The organism is uncultured Methanobrevibacter sp. (assembly GCF_937881195.1).
In the GTDB taxonomy this organism is placed as follows: Archaea; Methanobacteriota; Methanobacteria; order Methanobacteriales; family Methanobacteriaceae; genus Methanobinarius.
Map to the genome: position 1 here is coordinate 1 of NZ_CALGFC010000065.1, position 15,736 is coordinate 15,736.

Annotated in this window: 17 protein-coding genes; 8 read left to right on the top strand and 9 right to left on the bottom strand. The window is 23.8% G+C overall.

Going from position 1 to position 15,736, the window contains the following annotated elements:
• Positions 1 to 461: 461 nt before the first annotated feature.
• Together Q0087_RS08870 and Q0087_RS08875 are read left to right on the top strand one after the other, a co-directional pair.
• Positions 462 to 1,436, top strand: coding sequence for a 3H domain-containing protein (locus Q0087_RS08870; RefSeq protein ID WP_297899611.1), 975 nt, complete (start codon positions 462 to 464; stop codon positions 1,434 to 1,436).
• Between the two features lie 227 nt (positions 1,437 to 1,663).
• Complete coding sequence (locus Q0087_RS08875) at positions 1,664 to 2,227, top strand: ZPR1 zinc finger domain-containing protein (protein WP_297899734.1); 564 nt, start codon at positions 1,664 to 1,666, stop codon at positions 2,225 to 2,227.
• Between the two features lie 151 nt (positions 2,228 to 2,378).
• On the opposite strand, the gene nadA is transcribed toward Q0087_RS08875, so the two are convergent.
• The 3 genes from nadA to rnz all read right to left on the bottom strand — a co-directional run bounded on the left by nadA (position 2,379) and on the right by rnz (position 5,653).
• Positions 2,379 to 3,296 (bottom strand): quinolinate synthase NadA, encoded by a 918-nt coding sequence (nadA, locus tag Q0087_RS08880; RefSeq protein WP_297899613.1) that lies wholly within the window; start codon positions 3,294 to 3,296, stop codon positions 2,379 to 2,381.
• Between the two features lie 575 nt (positions 3,297 to 3,871).
• Positions 3,872 to 4,624 carry a mechanosensitive ion channel family protein gene (locus tag Q0087_RS08885; protein WP_297899615.1) on the bottom strand — a complete coding sequence of 251 codons (753 nt, stop codon included), beginning with the start codon at positions 4,622 to 4,624 and terminating at the stop codon, positions 3,872 to 3,874.
• A 114-nt stretch (positions 4,625 to 4,738) separates the two neighbouring features.
• Positions 4,739 to 5,653, bottom strand: coding sequence for a ribonuclease Z (rnz, locus tag Q0087_RS08890; protein ID WP_297899617.1), 915 nt, complete (start codon positions 5,651 to 5,653; stop codon positions 4,739 to 4,741).
• Between the two features lie 442 nt (positions 5,654 to 6,095).
• Here rnz and nadC point away from each other — a divergent pair, with 442 nt between their 5' ends.
• Both nadC and Q0087_RS08900 read left to right on the top strand, forming a co-directional pair.
• Positions 6,096 to 6,938: a carboxylating nicotinate-nucleotide diphosphorylase gene (nadC, locus tag Q0087_RS08895; protein ID WP_297899619.1), complete on the top strand. Its 843-nt coding sequence runs from the start codon at positions 6,096 to 6,098 to the stop codon at positions 6,936 to 6,938.
• Between the two features lie 85 nt (positions 6,939 to 7,023).
• Positions 7,024 to 7,371 (top strand): VOC family protein, encoded by a 348-nt coding sequence (locus Q0087_RS08900; RefSeq protein ID WP_297899621.1) that lies wholly within the window; start codon positions 7,024 to 7,026, stop codon positions 7,369 to 7,371.
• Positions 7,372 to 7,414: 43 nt separating this feature from the next.
• On the opposite strand, the gene Q0087_RS08905 is transcribed toward Q0087_RS08900, so the two are convergent.
• The 3 genes from Q0087_RS08905 to Q0087_RS08915 form a co-directional block, all read right to left on the bottom strand.
• Positions 7,415 to 7,714 carry a DUF5750 family protein gene (locus Q0087_RS08905; protein WP_297899622.1) on the bottom strand — a complete coding sequence of 100 codons (300 nt, stop codon included), beginning with the start codon at positions 7,712 to 7,714 and terminating at the stop codon, positions 7,415 to 7,417.
• Between the two features lie 132 nt (positions 7,715 to 7,846).
• Positions 7,847 to 8,866, bottom strand: coding sequence for an alpha/beta fold hydrolase (locus Q0087_RS08910; RefSeq protein WP_297899624.1), 1,020 nt, complete (start codon positions 8,864 to 8,866; stop codon positions 7,847 to 7,849).
• 159 nt (positions 8,867 to 9,025) lie between these two features.
• Positions 9,026 to 9,262, bottom strand: coding sequence for a ferredoxin (locus Q0087_RS08915; RefSeq protein ID WP_297899626.1), 237 nt, complete (start codon positions 9,260 to 9,262; stop codon positions 9,026 to 9,028).
• Between the two features lie 244 nt (positions 9,263 to 9,506).
• On the opposite strand from Q0087_RS08915, the gene nucS reads away from it, so the two are divergent.
• Positions 9,507 to 10,289 carry an endonuclease NucS gene (gene nucS, locus Q0087_RS08920; RefSeq protein WP_297899628.1) on the top strand — a complete coding sequence of 261 codons (783 nt, stop codon included), beginning with the start codon at positions 9,507 to 9,509 and terminating at the stop codon, positions 10,287 to 10,289.
• A gap of 35 nt (positions 10,290 to 10,324) precedes the next feature.
• Positions 10,325 to 11,005, top strand: a complete 681-nt coding sequence (locus tag Q0087_RS08925; RefSeq protein ID WP_297899630.1) for a manganese efflux pump MntP family protein — start codon at positions 10,325 to 10,327, stop codon at positions 11,003 to 11,005.
• A 258-nt stretch (positions 11,006 to 11,263) separates the two neighbouring features.
• On the opposite strand, the gene fwdF is transcribed toward Q0087_RS08925, so the two are convergent.
• Both fwdF and Q0087_RS08935 read right to left on the bottom strand, forming a co-directional pair.
• Positions 11,264 to 12,277: a tungsten-dependent formylmethanofuran dehydrogenase subunit FwdF gene (fwdF, locus tag Q0087_RS08930; protein WP_297899632.1), complete on the bottom strand. Its 1,014-nt coding sequence runs from the start codon at positions 12,275 to 12,277 to the stop codon at positions 11,264 to 11,266.
• A 10-nt stretch (positions 12,278 to 12,287) separates the two neighbouring features.
• Positions 12,288 to 12,479: an ATP-binding protein gene (locus Q0087_RS08935; RefSeq protein WP_297899634.1), complete on the bottom strand. Its 192-nt coding sequence runs from the start codon at positions 12,477 to 12,479 to the stop codon at positions 12,288 to 12,290.
• Between the two features lie 720 nt (positions 12,480 to 13,199).
• Here Q0087_RS08935 and Q0087_RS08940 point away from each other — a divergent pair.
• Positions 13,200 to 13,448, top strand: a complete 249-nt coding sequence (locus Q0087_RS08940; protein ID WP_297899636.1) for a DUF5654 family protein — start codon at positions 13,200 to 13,202, stop codon at positions 13,446 to 13,448.
• 197 nt (positions 13,449 to 13,645) lie between these two features.
• Here the strand turns inward: Q0087_RS08940 and Q0087_RS08945 are convergent, their stop codons facing one another.
• Positions 13,646 to 14,206, bottom strand: a complete 561-nt coding sequence (locus tag Q0087_RS08945; protein ID WP_297899638.1) for a GNAT family N-acetyltransferase — start codon at positions 14,204 to 14,206, stop codon at positions 13,646 to 13,648.
• 552 nt (positions 14,207 to 14,758) lie between these two features.
• Here Q0087_RS08945 and Q0087_RS08950 point away from each other — a divergent pair.
• A complete protein-coding gene (locus Q0087_RS08950; RefSeq protein ID WP_297899640.1) occupies positions 14,759 to 15,580 on the top strand; it encodes a nicotianamine synthase family protein in 822 nt (273 codons plus the stop codon).
• Positions 15,581 to 15,736: the final 156 nt, after the last annotated feature.

The window sequence follows — 15,736 nt, forward strand, 5'->3', positions numbered from 1 at the left end:
TTGATTTATAATATTTTTAGTAAAATGTTGATTTATAATATTTTTAGTAAAATGTATAATATTATTTAGTAATGGGTTAATTTATAATATTTCTAGTAATCTTAATAATATCATCCAAGTTCAATCATGATAATTATATTAGTATTTATAAACTATTCCATAAATATTAATTACAAATGCATATTAATTATACTCTTATAATCATAAATTTAATTATAACTTATAAATATTAATATAATTATTATACTTCATTGTTATTAAATGTATAGTTTAGCTAGATAATAATCAAAAATTAATCCAAATATTATCAATAACATGTTTTAAAAACATTAGATATTTATCATTGAAAAAATAAATAATAAACAATAGACAATAGCTTTTTAAGTAGCCATAAAATTTTATAAGAAACTTAAAATATTAAAATATGATTTAATAAACAAATAAATAGGAGAGGGAGTTAATTGAGAAAACCTTACGTGATATTGGTAGGAAGTGCATCAGGAATTGGTAAATCAACAATATCTGCAGAATTAGCTAAAAAATTAGAAATAAAACACTTACTTGAATCTGATTTTATTCGAGAAATTGTTAGAGGAATTATTGGGAAAGAATACGCTCCAGCACTCCATAAATCATCATTTGATGCATTCACAGTTCTTAGAAATAAAAATAATTTTGATAATAAGATAGATCTTATAAATGCAGGATTTGTTGAACATTCTTCATTTGTTATTCCCGCTATTGAAAAAGTTATAAGTAGAGCCATATCGGATTATGATGATGTGATTATAGAAGGTGTTCATCTTGTCCCAGGTTTGATTAATATAGAACAATTTAAAAATGATGCATCAATACATTTCTTTGTTTTAAGTTCTGATGAAGAAAATCATAAAGAGAGGTTTGTTAAGAGAGCTATGCAAATACATAGAGGAGGCAAACAATTAGAATATTTTGCTGAAAATAGAATAATTCATGATTTTTTAATTGATAAAGCCCATGAGAATGGAATAAGGGTGGTAAATACACAAAGTGTTGATGGAACTGTTCAAAACATGTTAACAAGCATAACTGAAACATGTGCAACAATTATGTTGAAAAATACTGTTGATGAACTTTCAGATGTAGTAGATATAATAATAAATAAACATGGTGGCATTATTGAAGATGTTACTTATCTGCTTCCAGGATTTAAAGAACCTTTAAAAAGAAAAGTCGGGGCATCAGATCCTGATAAAACAAGAAAATTTATAGAATCATTAGAAAATAAACCAAAGATAAAAAAAGACTTTAAATATTTATATAATCTTTCTAACAATATTAGAGGAAATAAAATCTGTGCTTCTGATGAGAAAACTCTCGAAAATATTATTAAAGACTTAGATGAAAAAGGTTATCTTTATAAAGATAAAACTAATGAATCAAAACAAAAAACATGAAATGAATATGATAAATAAAAATAATAAAATTTTAAATAAAAATAATTATATTTAAAAAAACTAATGAAAGTTTAAAAAACAATTAAAGTTTAAATAAAAACTAAAAGCCTAAAAATTAGTTATATTAAAAAATAATGTTAATAAAACAATTAGTAATAATAATTAAATATTAAAAATAACTAAAAGACTAATTAAATAAAAATTGTAGAGGTAATAGCTTGGAAAAAATGATAATTGATTGTCCTGTCTGTAATGGAGATAAAACAGCAGAATCTACAACAAAAAAAGATAATATACCCCATTTTGGAGATATTCTCGAAACCACAATTATATGTAAATCTTGTGGATATAAACATAATGACATAATTTGTTTAGAACAAAAAGAGCCAATGAAATACACATTACAAATAAAAAAAAGCAATTTAGCCTCTAGAGTTATTAAATCACAATCAGCAACAGTTTCAATTCCTGAATTAGGTTTAAAAGTAGAACCTGGTCCAAAATCATTAGGTTACATTTCTAATGTAGAAGGAACGATTATACGCTTTGAAGAAGGAGTTAAAAAAGCTTTAAAAATATTTGATGATGATGAATCTCAGAAAAATGGTTTAAAAATATTAAATAATATATCTTCCTTATTAAAAGGAAAATTTGAAGCTACCCTAATTATAGAAGATCCATTTGGTCAGAGTAACATAATGGACATAGATGTTAAAAAAGAAGAATTAACAGAAGATGAGCTTAAGAACTTAAAAACAGGTTTTACAATATTTGAAGGAAATGACATTTAGATTAAATTATTTTTAAATAAAAAAATTTAAAAAATTATTATAATTTAAAATATTTATCTTCTTCAATAATATCCTTTAATTTTAAAGTATTTTTAAAATCCATAGATAATACATTATCGTCAACTTTAATAGGCCCTAAATGGAATAAATTTTATTTAGAAACATCTATCATCCTTTTTACTGCTTTTAAAGATTTTTTAGCAATATCTTCGGGAACAGATATAACATATTTCTCATTTAATAATGAATTTTTAACCTTTTCAAGAGAATGTAACTTCATAGTCTTACAAATTGCATCATCTAAAAGAGGATAAAAATCTTTTTCTGGAATCTCTCTTCTTAATCTTGTTATCAAATCAACTTCAGTTCCAATTATAAATTCTTTGTTACTAGACTCTTTAGCATGATTAATCATACCTCCAGTACTTAAAACAGCATCAGCAAAAGATTGAACCTCTTCATTACATTCAGGATGTACAATAATCTCAGCATTAGGATATTTTTCTTTTGCAAAAGCTATATCTCCCTTATGAAACATTTTATGAACATAACAATGCCCCCCTTCAGGGATTAATATAATTTCTTTATTAGTTTGTTTAGCTACAAATTTTCCCAAATTATTATCTGGACCAAATAGAATTTTATCCTCTTTTAAACTTTCTACAACTTTCAGTGCATTTGCAGAAGTACATAGAATATCTGCTTGAGCTTTAGCTTCTGCTAAAGAATTAACATAAAGAACGACGGCAGCATCAGGGTATTTTTCTTTGGCATTTTTTACCTCTTGAGAACTTAACATATGTGCCATTGGACATTCCGCACCTATATCCGGAATGAGAATTTTTTTATTAGGATTTAATATAAATGCTGTTTCAGCCATGAAATCTACGCCACAAAAAACAACTAAATCTTTATCATCAATTTCAGAAGCTTTAATACATAATTCCAGTGAATCTCCAAGAAAATCAGCTATTTCTTGAATTTCTTTTGGTTGATAATTATGAGCAAGGATTATTGCATTTTTTTCATTTTTTAAATCAATAATTTCTTTTTGTAAATCTGTTAACATGAAAATTACCTATAAAATTTGGATATAATCAATAAATTGCGATTTATTGATATATTTTACAAAATAATATTAAATTTATAAATTAATATTAGAATTATAATTTAGTTTTAAAGCTATATATTAATATATAATTTGAATAAATAATATGAAAACATGTGGAAATTAATTATATTATACTTGATTATTAATTAGATTATATTATAATTAATTATATTATAAAGTAAGCAAGTTTATAAATTTATATTCAATAATGAAAAATAAACCTATATAATATTATATTAATGATTAAATCCATATTAAGTATTATAAAAGCTATATATTATTATATTAATAATTAAATCTATATTTAGTATTATAAAAGTTATATATTATTATATTAATAATTAAATTTATATTTATTTTTATAAAATATTTATGTTTTAATTAATTAAAATATTAGCTTAATATCTGATAAATAATTATAATAATATTAAATAAAGGTTATTGAAAAGAGATAAATAGGCATTATTGAAAAATATGGTTAATTAACTATAAAGATTAAAAAATGATTTTTATAAAAAATCTTAAACAAAGAATTAGTCTAATTCCTCTATTAATTTTCTAACCTCATTAGCAAGATCTAATCGATAGCAATCAATTCTTGAATAATTTTCTCCCCAAGCACTGATTTTTACTTTTATCCCATTTTCATTCATTTCTATTATATCAACTTTTGGAGAAGAATCAATTAGAACCCAATTTAAATTAGAAACTCTCTGAATTAAAGTTTTCTCAAAATTACCTATATCTACATTAAATGGTATTATAATATTTAAATCAATCCTATATTTGTCAAAAAATGTATAATTAGTATAAGGATTTTTAGCAAGTACTGTATTAGGTATAGTAACAATTAAATTATCAACCGTAACAATCGTAGTTGTTCTGAAACCCATTTTTGTAACTTTGCCTTTAACATCATTAACTTCGATAACTTCCCCTACTTTTACAGTTTTATCTGCAAGTATAAATATTCCCGATAAAAAGCTAGAGATAACATCTCTAGCAGCAAACCCTAGAGTAATACCTACAACACCGAGACTTACAATTAAAGCATTAACATCGATTCCAACAATATCTAAGATCATTAAAAAAGCAATTATATAAATTAAGTATTTTGCAAGGTCCTTTAATAAATATTTAAAAGTTAATTCAATACCAAATCTCTTACTAACTCTATTTATTAATAATGATGAAATTTTAACTGATATTAATGTAGCAATGAGAATTATCACAACATATATAAAATAACCAATAAACGGATATTGTGGAAAAATATTTAGATTCATTTTATTCTCTCATATGCCATTAAATTATTGAAATATTTGAGTTATTATATTCAAATTATATTAATAAAAATTAGTACATTAAGATAATTTATTAAAATTAATATATAAATATACTTATATTTCTAGAACCATAAAATCATAAGCAATTTTAGTATTTTTAAATATTTTCAATGCTTCTTCTTTTAAATCATCTGTTTTAGTATATCTAGTACTAATATGAGTCAATATTAAAATAGACACGTTTGATTCTTTAGCTATTTCCGCTGACTGAGAAGCAGTTGAATGAAAATTATTTGAAGCCTTATCAAAATCAACAGATTTATATGTTGCTTCATGAATTAAAACTTTAGCATTTTTGGCTAATTTCATCATTGCTTCACAAGGAATCGTATCTCCCGAATAAACAATTTTAGAACCTTCTCTTGGAGGACCTGTTACTTCTTCAGGCTTAATTATTTTTCCATTAATCTCAATAGATTGTCCATTGTGGAGTTTTCCAAAATTAGGCCCTGGCAAAACACCCAATTCTATTGCTTTCTCCCTTAAAAATCTTGGTTTTTTCTTTTCATAAATAGAATAAGAAATATTTGTAACATTATGTTGAGTTTTTATACATTCTACAACATATTCATCATTTTCAAATATAGTAGTGATTTCATTTCCATCATTTTCAATCTCATGTATAATAACTGGAAAATCGATTGTGAAATATCCAAGATTAAATATAGATTCCTTTACTTTTTCAAGCCCAATTGGACCATATATATGAAGAGGATTTTGATAATCCCTACCCCTGAAACCCATTGACTGAATAAGTCCTGGAAGACCCAAAATATGATCCCCGTGCAAATGACTAATAAATATCTTGTCAATTTTCATAGGACTTATTTTAACATGAGCTAATTGACGTTGAGTTCCTTCACCACAATCAAAAAGCATTATTTCCCCAAATGCTTTTAAAGCTATTGATGGATGATTCCTATATTTTGATGGGACTGCAGATGATGTTCCTAAAAATGTAACTTCCATTAAATCACTTAAATAACATGTATCAATTAAAATATAATCAATGAAATATATAATAAAATCAGCTAACAAAATATAGATAGTTACTAAATCTATTTAAATATATATTTAATTAATTTAAAGTTAATTATTTTTAAATTTAATCATTTTTAAATTTTAAATATAATTATTTTATAGCTAAAAAATCTATTTAAGAAAATTTAACTAAATATATGACTAAATATTAATAAAATTAAACAAAACAATTTATTTTATATGCTTAATTATTTTAAAAAGTTTGTTAAATAAATTATATATAATTTAGGGTTTAAATATATATCCAAAATCATTAGATGTTTAAAAATTTAGAAATATACTAATTAAATTAAGAGTGAAAAATATATAAAAAAATATTTAAAATAAACATGCATATTTAAAATAAAATTAAAGCTATTTGGTGAGTTTAATGGAAAATATAATAAACAAATGGATAGAAGAAGATATTGGTTTTGGAGACATTACAACAGAAGCATTAATTCCCAATGAAACATTAGCTAATGCAAAATTAATTTCTAAACAAGAAGGAATTGTTGCTGGAGCACAAATAGTTAAAGAAATTTTTGAAAGTAGAGGTTTAATGGTTGCAATTCTTAAAAATGATGGAGAAGAAGTTTTTAAAAATGAAACAATAATTGAGATAATGGGAAAAGCTAAAGATATTTTATTTCTTGAAAGAGTTGCATTAAATATTCTTATGAGAATGAGTGGTATAGCCACAAATACGAGAGAAATTATTGATAAAATTAATAATATTGCTCCAAATCTAAAAATTGCAGGAACTAGAAAAACAGCCCCAGGATTAGCTAAATTTGATAATTTAGCAATTACTATTGGAGGGGGAGACAGCCATAGATTTTGTTTAGATGATATGGTTTTAATCAAAGATAATCATATTGCAGTTTTAGGTTCTGTTTCTAAAGCAATACAGAAAGCAAAAGAAACTGTTAGTTTTACAAAAAAGATAGAGATAGAAGTTGAAAACAGTAAAGATGCAGCTATTGCCTCAAAAAATGGTGCTGACATCATAATGTTAGATAATATGGACCCTGAATCTATTAAAGAAACTTTAGAAATTTTAAATGATTTTAATCTTAGAGAAAATATCCTAATTGAAATTTCGGGAGGAATAAATTCTGAAAATATAATTGAATTCGCTAAAACAGGAGTAGATATAATTTCAATAGGATCTTTAACTCATTCTGCAAAAAGTTTAGATATTGGATTAGATATTAGTTTAGAAATCTCTTAAAAATAAAAATAAATTATTAAATATTAAAATAATTCAAACTATATAAATAGTATAAAAAGAATTTAAATAATATAGAGGAGATAAAATGAAAATTAAATATAGTACCATGATAGTTAAAAACATGGAGGAATCAATTAAATTTTATACAGAATTAATGGGTTTTAAAGTAGATAGCCAATTCAAACTTCCAGAAGCAACTATAACTTTATTGAAGGGCGAAGGAGAGACAATTTTAGAACTAATTAAAAATGAAGAAAATGAAATTGGGCTATTTTCCATAGGGATAGATGTTGAAAATTTAGATTCTGAAGTTAAAGAACTTAAATCCAAAGGAGTTAAGTTTATAATTGAACCTAGAAAAATTTCTGTTGGATCCATGGCATTATTTAAAGATCCAAATGGTTCTAACATTGTTTTAATACAACATGACTAAATAGACTGTTTAAAAAAGAATAAATAATAATCTTAAGGTTAAACTATTCTTTGTCTTCTAAAAAGCTAGAAATAAAAAACTTCATTTCTATTTCTTCCCTAGCAATAAAATCCTCGATTTTTAATTTTGATTCCTCACTATGAAATGGAGACATATCTTCATCATAAAAAATTTTTATAAATAAATCACTACCTTCAACTTTAATTTCCCCCTCCAAATTCTCTTTTAAAAAATTTATTGAGTCTAAATCAAGCCCTGAAATCTCATAATTTACAAAAGCCATTTCTTTATCATCTTCATTTAATTTTTCAGCTAAGCCATAATTTTTTACTTTTACTTCCATTTTTTCATCCCAATGACAATTTATAAAAAAAATTATATAAACATTATGATAAAAGTTTTAAAATAGGATGTTAATTTCTAAGAATAATCTTTAATTATAAACAAAGATATTATAAACAAAAATATTAATAAATTACTTAAATATCTTTAAAAAATTCTCTAATTCTTTTTCTATTTTTATTATTTCATGTGTTCCAATATGACCCATAACTGAGTCATATACAATAATTTCAGAATTATTAATTTTTTTAGACATTGGTATCCCATCTAGTTTAGGAGGGAAATATTGATCTTGGTTTATAGCCACTATTAGTGTTTTAGCTTCAATATTTGAAATTATATCTTCAATGTTATAAGAAGTGGACGCATTATTCCTATAAACAGTATCATTTGCATCCCATTCATTAATAGCTTCTTCTCTCATTTCTTCCATGTAGATATCAATTTCACTATTTTTCAAATTATAATAATAATCAGTTGAAAGTCCAAAAGTATACATTGACTCATTAGCCAATGCTAAAGCATTTTTAGGAGGATTTAAATAATTTCCTCCATTGAAATCCTTATCATTTTCAATAATATGATTCATAAATTTAAAAAGAGCATAATTATGTCCAGCTACTTTATATGTACTTACTAATGATATTAAAAAATCCATATATTTTGGATATTTAGCTCCCCATGTCAAAGCTTCAAATCCCCCCATAGAATTTCCAATAATGCCTTTTACATGTTCAATTTTAAATTTAGATTCTAAGAAATCTATATGAAATTTAACCATATCTTCAATAGAATATTCTGGAAATTTATTACCAAGATTTGTTGTAGAAGGACTTGCAGAATTTGGAGAACCTAATGTTGTTATAGATATTATAAAAAATTTTTTAGTATCTAGAGGCTTTTTTAATCCTATTATATCTTTTATTCTTCGTACAGAGCCACAATCTCCTCCCCAACCATGAAGAAATATAACTGCATTTGTTATATGCCCTTCATCATCTTTAATTGGAGTTCCTATGGTATAGTACTCAACCATAAGATTCTCCAATCTTTCTCCAGATGAAAAATCAAAAGATTTAAGTTCAAAGTACTCTGGATAAAATTCATCCTCATTTATCTCATAATTATTATTTTCAAAACTAATAAAAATCACCTAAAAAATACAAATCTAAAAAATATAAAGCCAAATATATAAAATTAGAAATATAAAGCCCAAATATAAAAATAAAATCCATAAATCCAAAATAAATAAAATCAAAAACTTATAAAGTCTAAATATATAGATTTAAAAAGCATAAATCTAAAATTTATATTAATTTATAGCTATATCATCTTCATATACAGTTATACATTCGACAGGACACATTTCAGCAGCATCTAATCCACAAGAAATATCTTCATATTCCTTAATAGATAAATTATCACTATTAATTTCCCCAGAAATTAGAACAGACATATCATCAACCATCTCAAACATTTCTTCACATTCATCAACACAGTTACCACAATTTATACATAAGTCCCTTTCTATTTCAATCCTATAAACCATAAAATCGCCCAAAAATAATATTTTTATTAATAAAAAAAACCATAATTCATAAAAAAAATAGTTTTTAGAAATTATAAAATTTAATTATTTATAAATTTAATTATTTATAAAAATTAATTATAATAATTATATATGAATCATAATAATTAAATCTAGAAAATATTATATTATATAATATAAATATTGTAGCTCAAGGTATATCTAAATATCTATATTTAAACTTTTACTAATCAATTGTGATATGATGAAATACAAATTATTGAAAGATCCTAATATCGAAGAAACATATGACCTTATTGATAGTGGTATACGTAAAAAAGCAGTTATAAACATATTCGCATACTGCAAAGTATTATATGAAGGAAGAGCACTAAGCCAATTAGACTGGGGTGAGCGTTTTGTAATGTTAAAACCAGATGGGTCGTTTCTTGTTCATCAAGAAAGAAAAGTAGACCCAGTTAATTGGCAACCTCCAAAATCAAGACCAAGAGCATTGATAAAAGAAAATAACTTGTTTCTAGAGAGCCATAGAAGAACACCGAAAGAAAAACTTGAAGTAGAAATAGAAAAAGTTCATTTCGCAAGTTTTGCATTAGCAGAAGATTACCAAGAATTAGAATTAGCAGGTTATGAAAAAGATATGGGAGATATGATAATGGAACATCCCCATATTATTGAACCAGGTTTTACTCCAACAGCTAGAGAATATAATACAGAACATGGATTTATAGATATATTAGGGAAAGATAATGACGGAAATACTGTTGTAGTTGAATTAAAATGTCGTAAAGCAGGCATAAATGCAGTGAAACAAATAAGAAGATATGTCAAAGATTTTGAAGAAAGTGATAATGCTTATTTAAAAGAGATTGAGACAGAAAAAAAGAAGATTAGAGGATTACTTGTAGCACCAGATATCAATGAAGATGCTAAAGAGCTTCTTGAAGAAGAAGGAATAGAATTTAAAGCAGTTAAGCCTCCAAAAGAGTTGAAAAGTGATAAAAAAGTCACTTTAGATATTTTTTAAAATATTTCGAAATATATTAAAATTAGGAGCATGAAATGGACATTATAACAATAATCATAATTTCAATAGCTTTAGCTATGGATGCATTTAGTGTATCGATTACTAAAGGATTTACATTAAAAAATATAACAAAGATGCAGATTTTATGGTTTGGAATATTTTTTGGAGGATTTCAGGCATTGATGCCATTATTAGGATATATTTCAGGTAGCCAGTTAGAACAATTTGTGACATCAATTACACCTTGGATAGCTTTTTTACTTCTACTATTTATTGGCCTTAAAATGATTTATGATAGTTTAAAAGAAGATGAAGAAGATATTAAAGAAAATACTAATAAAAATACTAATGAAAATATTAATAAAAATATTAATGAAAATACTAATGAAAATATTAATAAAAATATTAATGAAAATGAAAACAAGATTTACACAAAAATTTCTAAAGATAAGTTTTCTTTTAAAGAATTGACATTATTAGCAATAGCTACAAGTATAGATGCATTTGCAGTTGGAGTTACTTTTGCTATTTTAAAAACACCAATAATTATTCCAATATTATTCATAGGGATAGTTTCATTTATATTATCAGAAATTGGAATAATAATTGGGCAAAAAATTGGACACTTCTTTGGCAATAAATTCGAAATTATTGGAGGAATAGTATTAGTTTTATTAGGATTTAAAATATTATTAGAAGGTATAGGAATATTTTAAAAATAATCAATGTGAAATATTTATCATAAGGAAATTCATATTCCATTAAAATAATTTAAAATAAAAATTTAAAAAATAATTAAAAGAATATAAAATAATAGGATAAATAATAAAGAAAAAGAAAAAAAGAATAAGAAAAAAAATAAAATATAAATAAAAAAGAATAAAAAAAAGAATAAAATATGAATAAATTTAAAGATTAATAATATTCTTTTAATTTTTAAATATTAAAAGATTTAAAATTAAAAATAAACATAATTATTCAATTAAACTTCCAAGAATGTTTTGCCATGATTTAGACTTTATATTAGACAATTCCATACTATTTCTATCTACGGACAATATTTTCTGAGGACATGCTTTTTCACATGCTCCACACAATACACAAACATCACTATTTACTGTCATGTGATTATCAGTTAATGTTATTGCATTACAAGGACAAACATCCAAACATGCATGGCATGCTTCGCCAGTACAAACTTTTTCTTCTTCTTCATTTTCTTGAAGCAATACTTCTCCTTTAAATGGTTTTATTGTATGTGCTGCATCAGAAGGACATATTTTCTCACACCAACTACAATTTATACAAGAAATTTCATCCAATACCACATCACCAGTAATTTCAACTTCAGGGATATTTTCGCTGTCCATACAAGTAGTACATATTGCTTTAATTGCATCTTCTGGACAAACTTTTTGACAAATTTTACAATACATACATTTTTCAGGATCAATTTCAATATTTGAAGCTTCAAAACGTCCCATAGTAGAATTTGAAGTAGTTTTTATTGTTATAGCATCAGCAGGACACATTTCCTCACAAATATGGCAAGTTATACATTTATCAACATCAGTTTTTATCTCACCAGATACAAGATTTTTTATTTTAGGTAGTTCTCTTTTTACAAGAATAGCATCTCTTGGACAATATATCTCACATTTACCACAAAGAATACAATCTTCTTTATCAATATTTGTTCCATGATCCCATTTTGGATATTCATTTAGATTTTTTGCAACATTGCCATTAATTTTAAATTCCATTGCATTAAAAGGACAGGCAAATGAACATAAACCACAAACAACACATTTGTGTTCATCCATTCTTATATAATCCATATCAACTATCCCTCTAGCTATAGGTAGTATTGGACCAAGATTTAAAGCAGAAGTAGGACATATATCAGAACATATACCACAACCCACACAAATATCATTATGATGGATAATCTCCCTATTATCCTGCCCTTCACGCTGAGTTGAAGCCATTATATCACCATTATGCTTTGCTAATAGCTTGATTAGGACAATTTGCGATACAAAGATCACAGTCATCGCAATTTTCATCAATAACTTTTAAACTACCATTATCATCAATTAAAGCTTGTTGTTCACATATTTTTATACATAGACCATCACCAGGACAGTTGCTTATGTTTCCACATTTTTCAGAATCAATTTTAACAGTCATCATATCACCTCTATTAGTAATTAATAATATTTACGATATGAATATATAAACATAACGATTTATGTCCAATAACATTAAAAGTCAAAAAGAAAATTTTCAGTTTTATCAATTATATTTTCCTAAATACAATATTAAAAATAATATCAAGGTGGAAATAATTAAAAAATAATTATAGAAAATTATAAAATAATAAAAAAGATTCAAAATGATGCCCATTAAATATATATTAAAAAATATAAAAAAATATGAAAAAATATGAAAAAATATGAAAATGAATAAAAAATATATAAAAATAATATGTAAGAAGGAAGATAGAAAGTTAAATGATCTTTGATATTGGTATAAATTGTTTTTTCTTCCTCCTATAATCATTAGCTGTAGAAATAAATTATTTTAATTTATAATTAGAATTAAATGCTTTTAATAAATAATTACAGATATTTCATGAAAATAATTTACAGCAAAATGATAAATAATAATATTATAACACGTGTTATATAAAATTTTTGTACAACTAAAGCAAAATGAAAAATTCGAAATCCAAAATTCGAAATTTTAAAATTCTGAGATATTAATTAAAAAATAAAAATTATCAATCAAATTCATATGATCCTATATAAAATTCATGAATATTTTAATATAATATTGAGACAATGCTTAAAGAATGAAATAGAAATATTAATTAATATTAGATGAATAATATAATAATTGGTGATAAATATGGGAGATAATATGAAAGTTCAAACATTGAAAACATTAGCAACATTGATGACAACTGCATTTGCATTCATTGCAGGTTTAGCATGGAATGGTGCTATACAAGCAGTTATTAATGAATTTTTAAAAGCAGGTTCAGCTACTTTAGGATTAGTGATATATGCAGTTATAGTTACAATAATAGCAGTAATTGTTACAATAGTAATTGGAAGATCCTTAGGGAAGCTAGGAATAGAGTTAGATGAAGAATAATTCTTTATAAGAATATTCTTCATTATTTTAAATATTATAAATTAAAATCAGAAAATATTAAATATTATATATTAAAATTAGAAAATATCAAATATTATAAATTAAAATCAAGAAGTATTACATTTTAAATATTATTAATTAAAATTATAAATATATTAAAATATTTCAATCAATGAAAATAAAAAAAGAAGATTAAGCTAAATATAAGCTATTGGTCCTTTAAGACTGTTTCTAATATCATAAATAACATTATTAATACTTTTTTCCATATGTACAGTTTTAAGTTCATTATTTGTATCAAAAGTAATATTATATCCTAAAGATTTCCAAAAATCTAATGCTCCATCAACATTTTTATGAGTATGGAGATATAACTTTTGATAATAATTATTTCTTGAGAATTCTTCTGCTTTATTAACAAGAGCAGAAGCTATACCTAATCTTCGGAAATTTACATCTACAAATACTCTCCATATGCTTGCCGTTGAATCTTTAGAATAAATATCCACGAATTGTTCAAAATTCCTATCATATTCGCGAATAGCAACAGTACCAACAATATTCTCATTATTATCTATTGCAATAAAAAAATTGTTCCTTTTATTATCAAGATAGATCTCTTCTAAATTTTTTATATCTTCATGATATTCTGGAATATAACCATACCCATATTCTTTCTTAATCATTTTAAAAAGAAATTTTTTAGTTTCAGATGGAAATTCTCCATAATTCTCCAAAGCTTTAATTTCATATTTCAAAATCTTACCTCCCCCAATAAAGACAATTATCACAAGAATATAATTTATTAAATATAATTAATCTTTTTTAAAATAATAATATCCATTAATTTTTACTTTAAATAAATTAAGTAAATTAAAAATATTATATAAAAATTTTTAAAGTTAAAACATTCAAAAAGTATTACTTTTTATAGAGTTATATTCAATTAAATAATACTTAAATCCATTATATCAAAAAGTATTACATTTCAGACTTAAAAAGAGAGAATAGTAATACTTAAGAAGTTTATTTTAAAATTACAAATATATTATCTAGTTAAATTATATATAATTTATTATTAAATATATCATATTGAAATATTAATAAAAATAAAATAAACCTAAAAATAAAATAGATTTAAAAATAAAATAAAACTAAAAATAGAATAAATCTAAAAATAGAATAAATATAAAAATAGAATAAATCTAAAGAATTAATTGAAAAATTATAAATTAGACAAAAAAAGATTAATAATAAACCTCACCTTAAAAACAAAAAATAATTTTAATCAATCTAAAGGAAATGAAAAAATGAGTTGCTATAAATATTGGGGAAAAATAGAAGAAATAGCTAATGCATTGGAAGAATATGGAGATATTGAAAAATATGGGGATTGTGAACTTGATCATGTAGAATTAGAAAATATCTTAAAATTACTAGATGAAGTCGAGATAATAGCCCATGATAATATAATAGATTTTGATTCAGCAAAACATATTTTAGATGATCCAAAAATGAATAAAGCATTGCAACTTATAAGAAAATTTTATGTTTATATTGGAGCAAGATTAGAAACTGAAAACGCAAAAAGGATATTAAAATCAGAAAACCCCAAAAAGATTCTTGAATCATTTAAATTCTTCGATAGATATGAAGGTTTAATTAAAAATGAAAGTCAACTTGTAAGATTTGATGAAAATAAAAAGATAGTTTTTATTGGGAGTGGGCCATTACCATTAACACTTATAATGTTCAATAAAATTTTTAAATCAAAATGTATTGGAATTGAAGTAGATGAAGAAACAGCAAAGCTTTCTAAAGAAGTATTAAAAAAGTTGAATATTAAAAAAGATATTGAGATACTTGTTGGTGATGAGAAAACAATCAAAGAAATTGATTATGATATTATTATGGTTGCAGCTCTTGCTGAACCAAAAGAAAGAGTTTTTGCAAATATTTGGGAAATAGTCAATGAAAAAACTCCTGTTTTATACAGAACCTATACTGGTATGAGGGCAATATTATATTCCCCAGTAACAGAAAAAGAAACAAGAGGTTTCCATAAAGAAGTAATGATACTGCCGACAGGGAATATAAATAATACATCTGTCCTAATACGCAAAATAATTTAAAAAAAAAGTTTAAAAAAAGTTTAAAATTTTTCATGAAAATCTTTTAAAAATTGTTCTTTTAAAAATAGTTTATTAATAAAATAAATTTTAACTTTTAAATTATTAAAATTAAATTATTATTAAATTAGATTAATATTCTTATATACTAAATTAAAT

Bases quoted from the DNA above. Each gene is read 5' to 3' on its own strand.
- Q0087_RS08875 (WP_297899734.1), top strand. From the start codon at position 1,664: ATGATAATTGATTGTCCTGTCTGTAATGGAGATAAAACAGCAGAATCT.
- nadA (WP_297899613.1), bottom strand. From the start codon at position 3,296: ATGTTAACAGATTTACAAAAAGAAATTATTGATTTAAAAAATGAAAAA.
- Q0087_RS08885 (WP_297899615.1), bottom strand. From the start codon at position 4,624: ATGAATCTAAATATTTTTCCACAATATCCGTTTATTGGTTATTTTATA.
- rnz (WP_297899617.1), bottom strand. From the start codon at position 5,653: ATGGAAGTTACATTTTTAGGAACATCATCTGCAGTCCCATCAAAATAT.
- nadC (WP_297899619.1), top strand. From the start codon at position 6,096: ATGGAAAATATAATAAACAAATGGATAGAAGAAGATATTGGTTTTGGA.
- Q0087_RS08900 (WP_297899621.1), top strand. From the start codon at position 7,024: ATGAAAATTAAATATAGTACCATGATAGTTAAAAACATGGAGGAATCA.
- Q0087_RS08905 (WP_297899622.1), bottom strand. From the start codon at position 7,714: ATGGAAGTAAAAGTAAAAAATTATGGCTTAGCTGAAAAATTAAATGAA.
- Q0087_RS08915 (WP_297899626.1), bottom strand. From the start codon at position 9,262: ATGGTTTATAGGATTGAAATAGAAAGGGACTTATGTATAAATTGTGGT.
- nucS (WP_297899628.1), top strand. From the start codon at position 9,507: ATGAAATACAAATTATTGAAAGATCCTAATATCGAAGAAACATATGAC.
- Q0087_RS08925 (WP_297899630.1), top strand. From the start codon at position 10,325: ATGGACATTATAACAATAATCATAATTTCAATAGCTTTAGCTATGGAT.
- fwdF (WP_297899632.1), bottom strand. From the start codon at position 12,277: ATGGCTTCAACTCAGCGTGAAGGGCAGGATAATAGGGAGATTATCCAT.
- Q0087_RS08935 (WP_297899634.1), bottom strand. From the start codon at position 12,479: ATGACTGTTAAAATTGATTCTGAAAAATGTGGAAACATAAGCAACTGT.
- Q0087_RS08940 (WP_297899636.1), top strand. From the start codon at position 13,200: ATGGGAGATAATATGAAAGTTCAAACATTGAAAACATTAGCAACATTG.
- Q0087_RS08950 (WP_297899640.1), top strand. From the start codon at position 14,759: ATGAGTTGCTATAAATATTGGGGAAAAATAGAAGAAATAGCTAATGCA.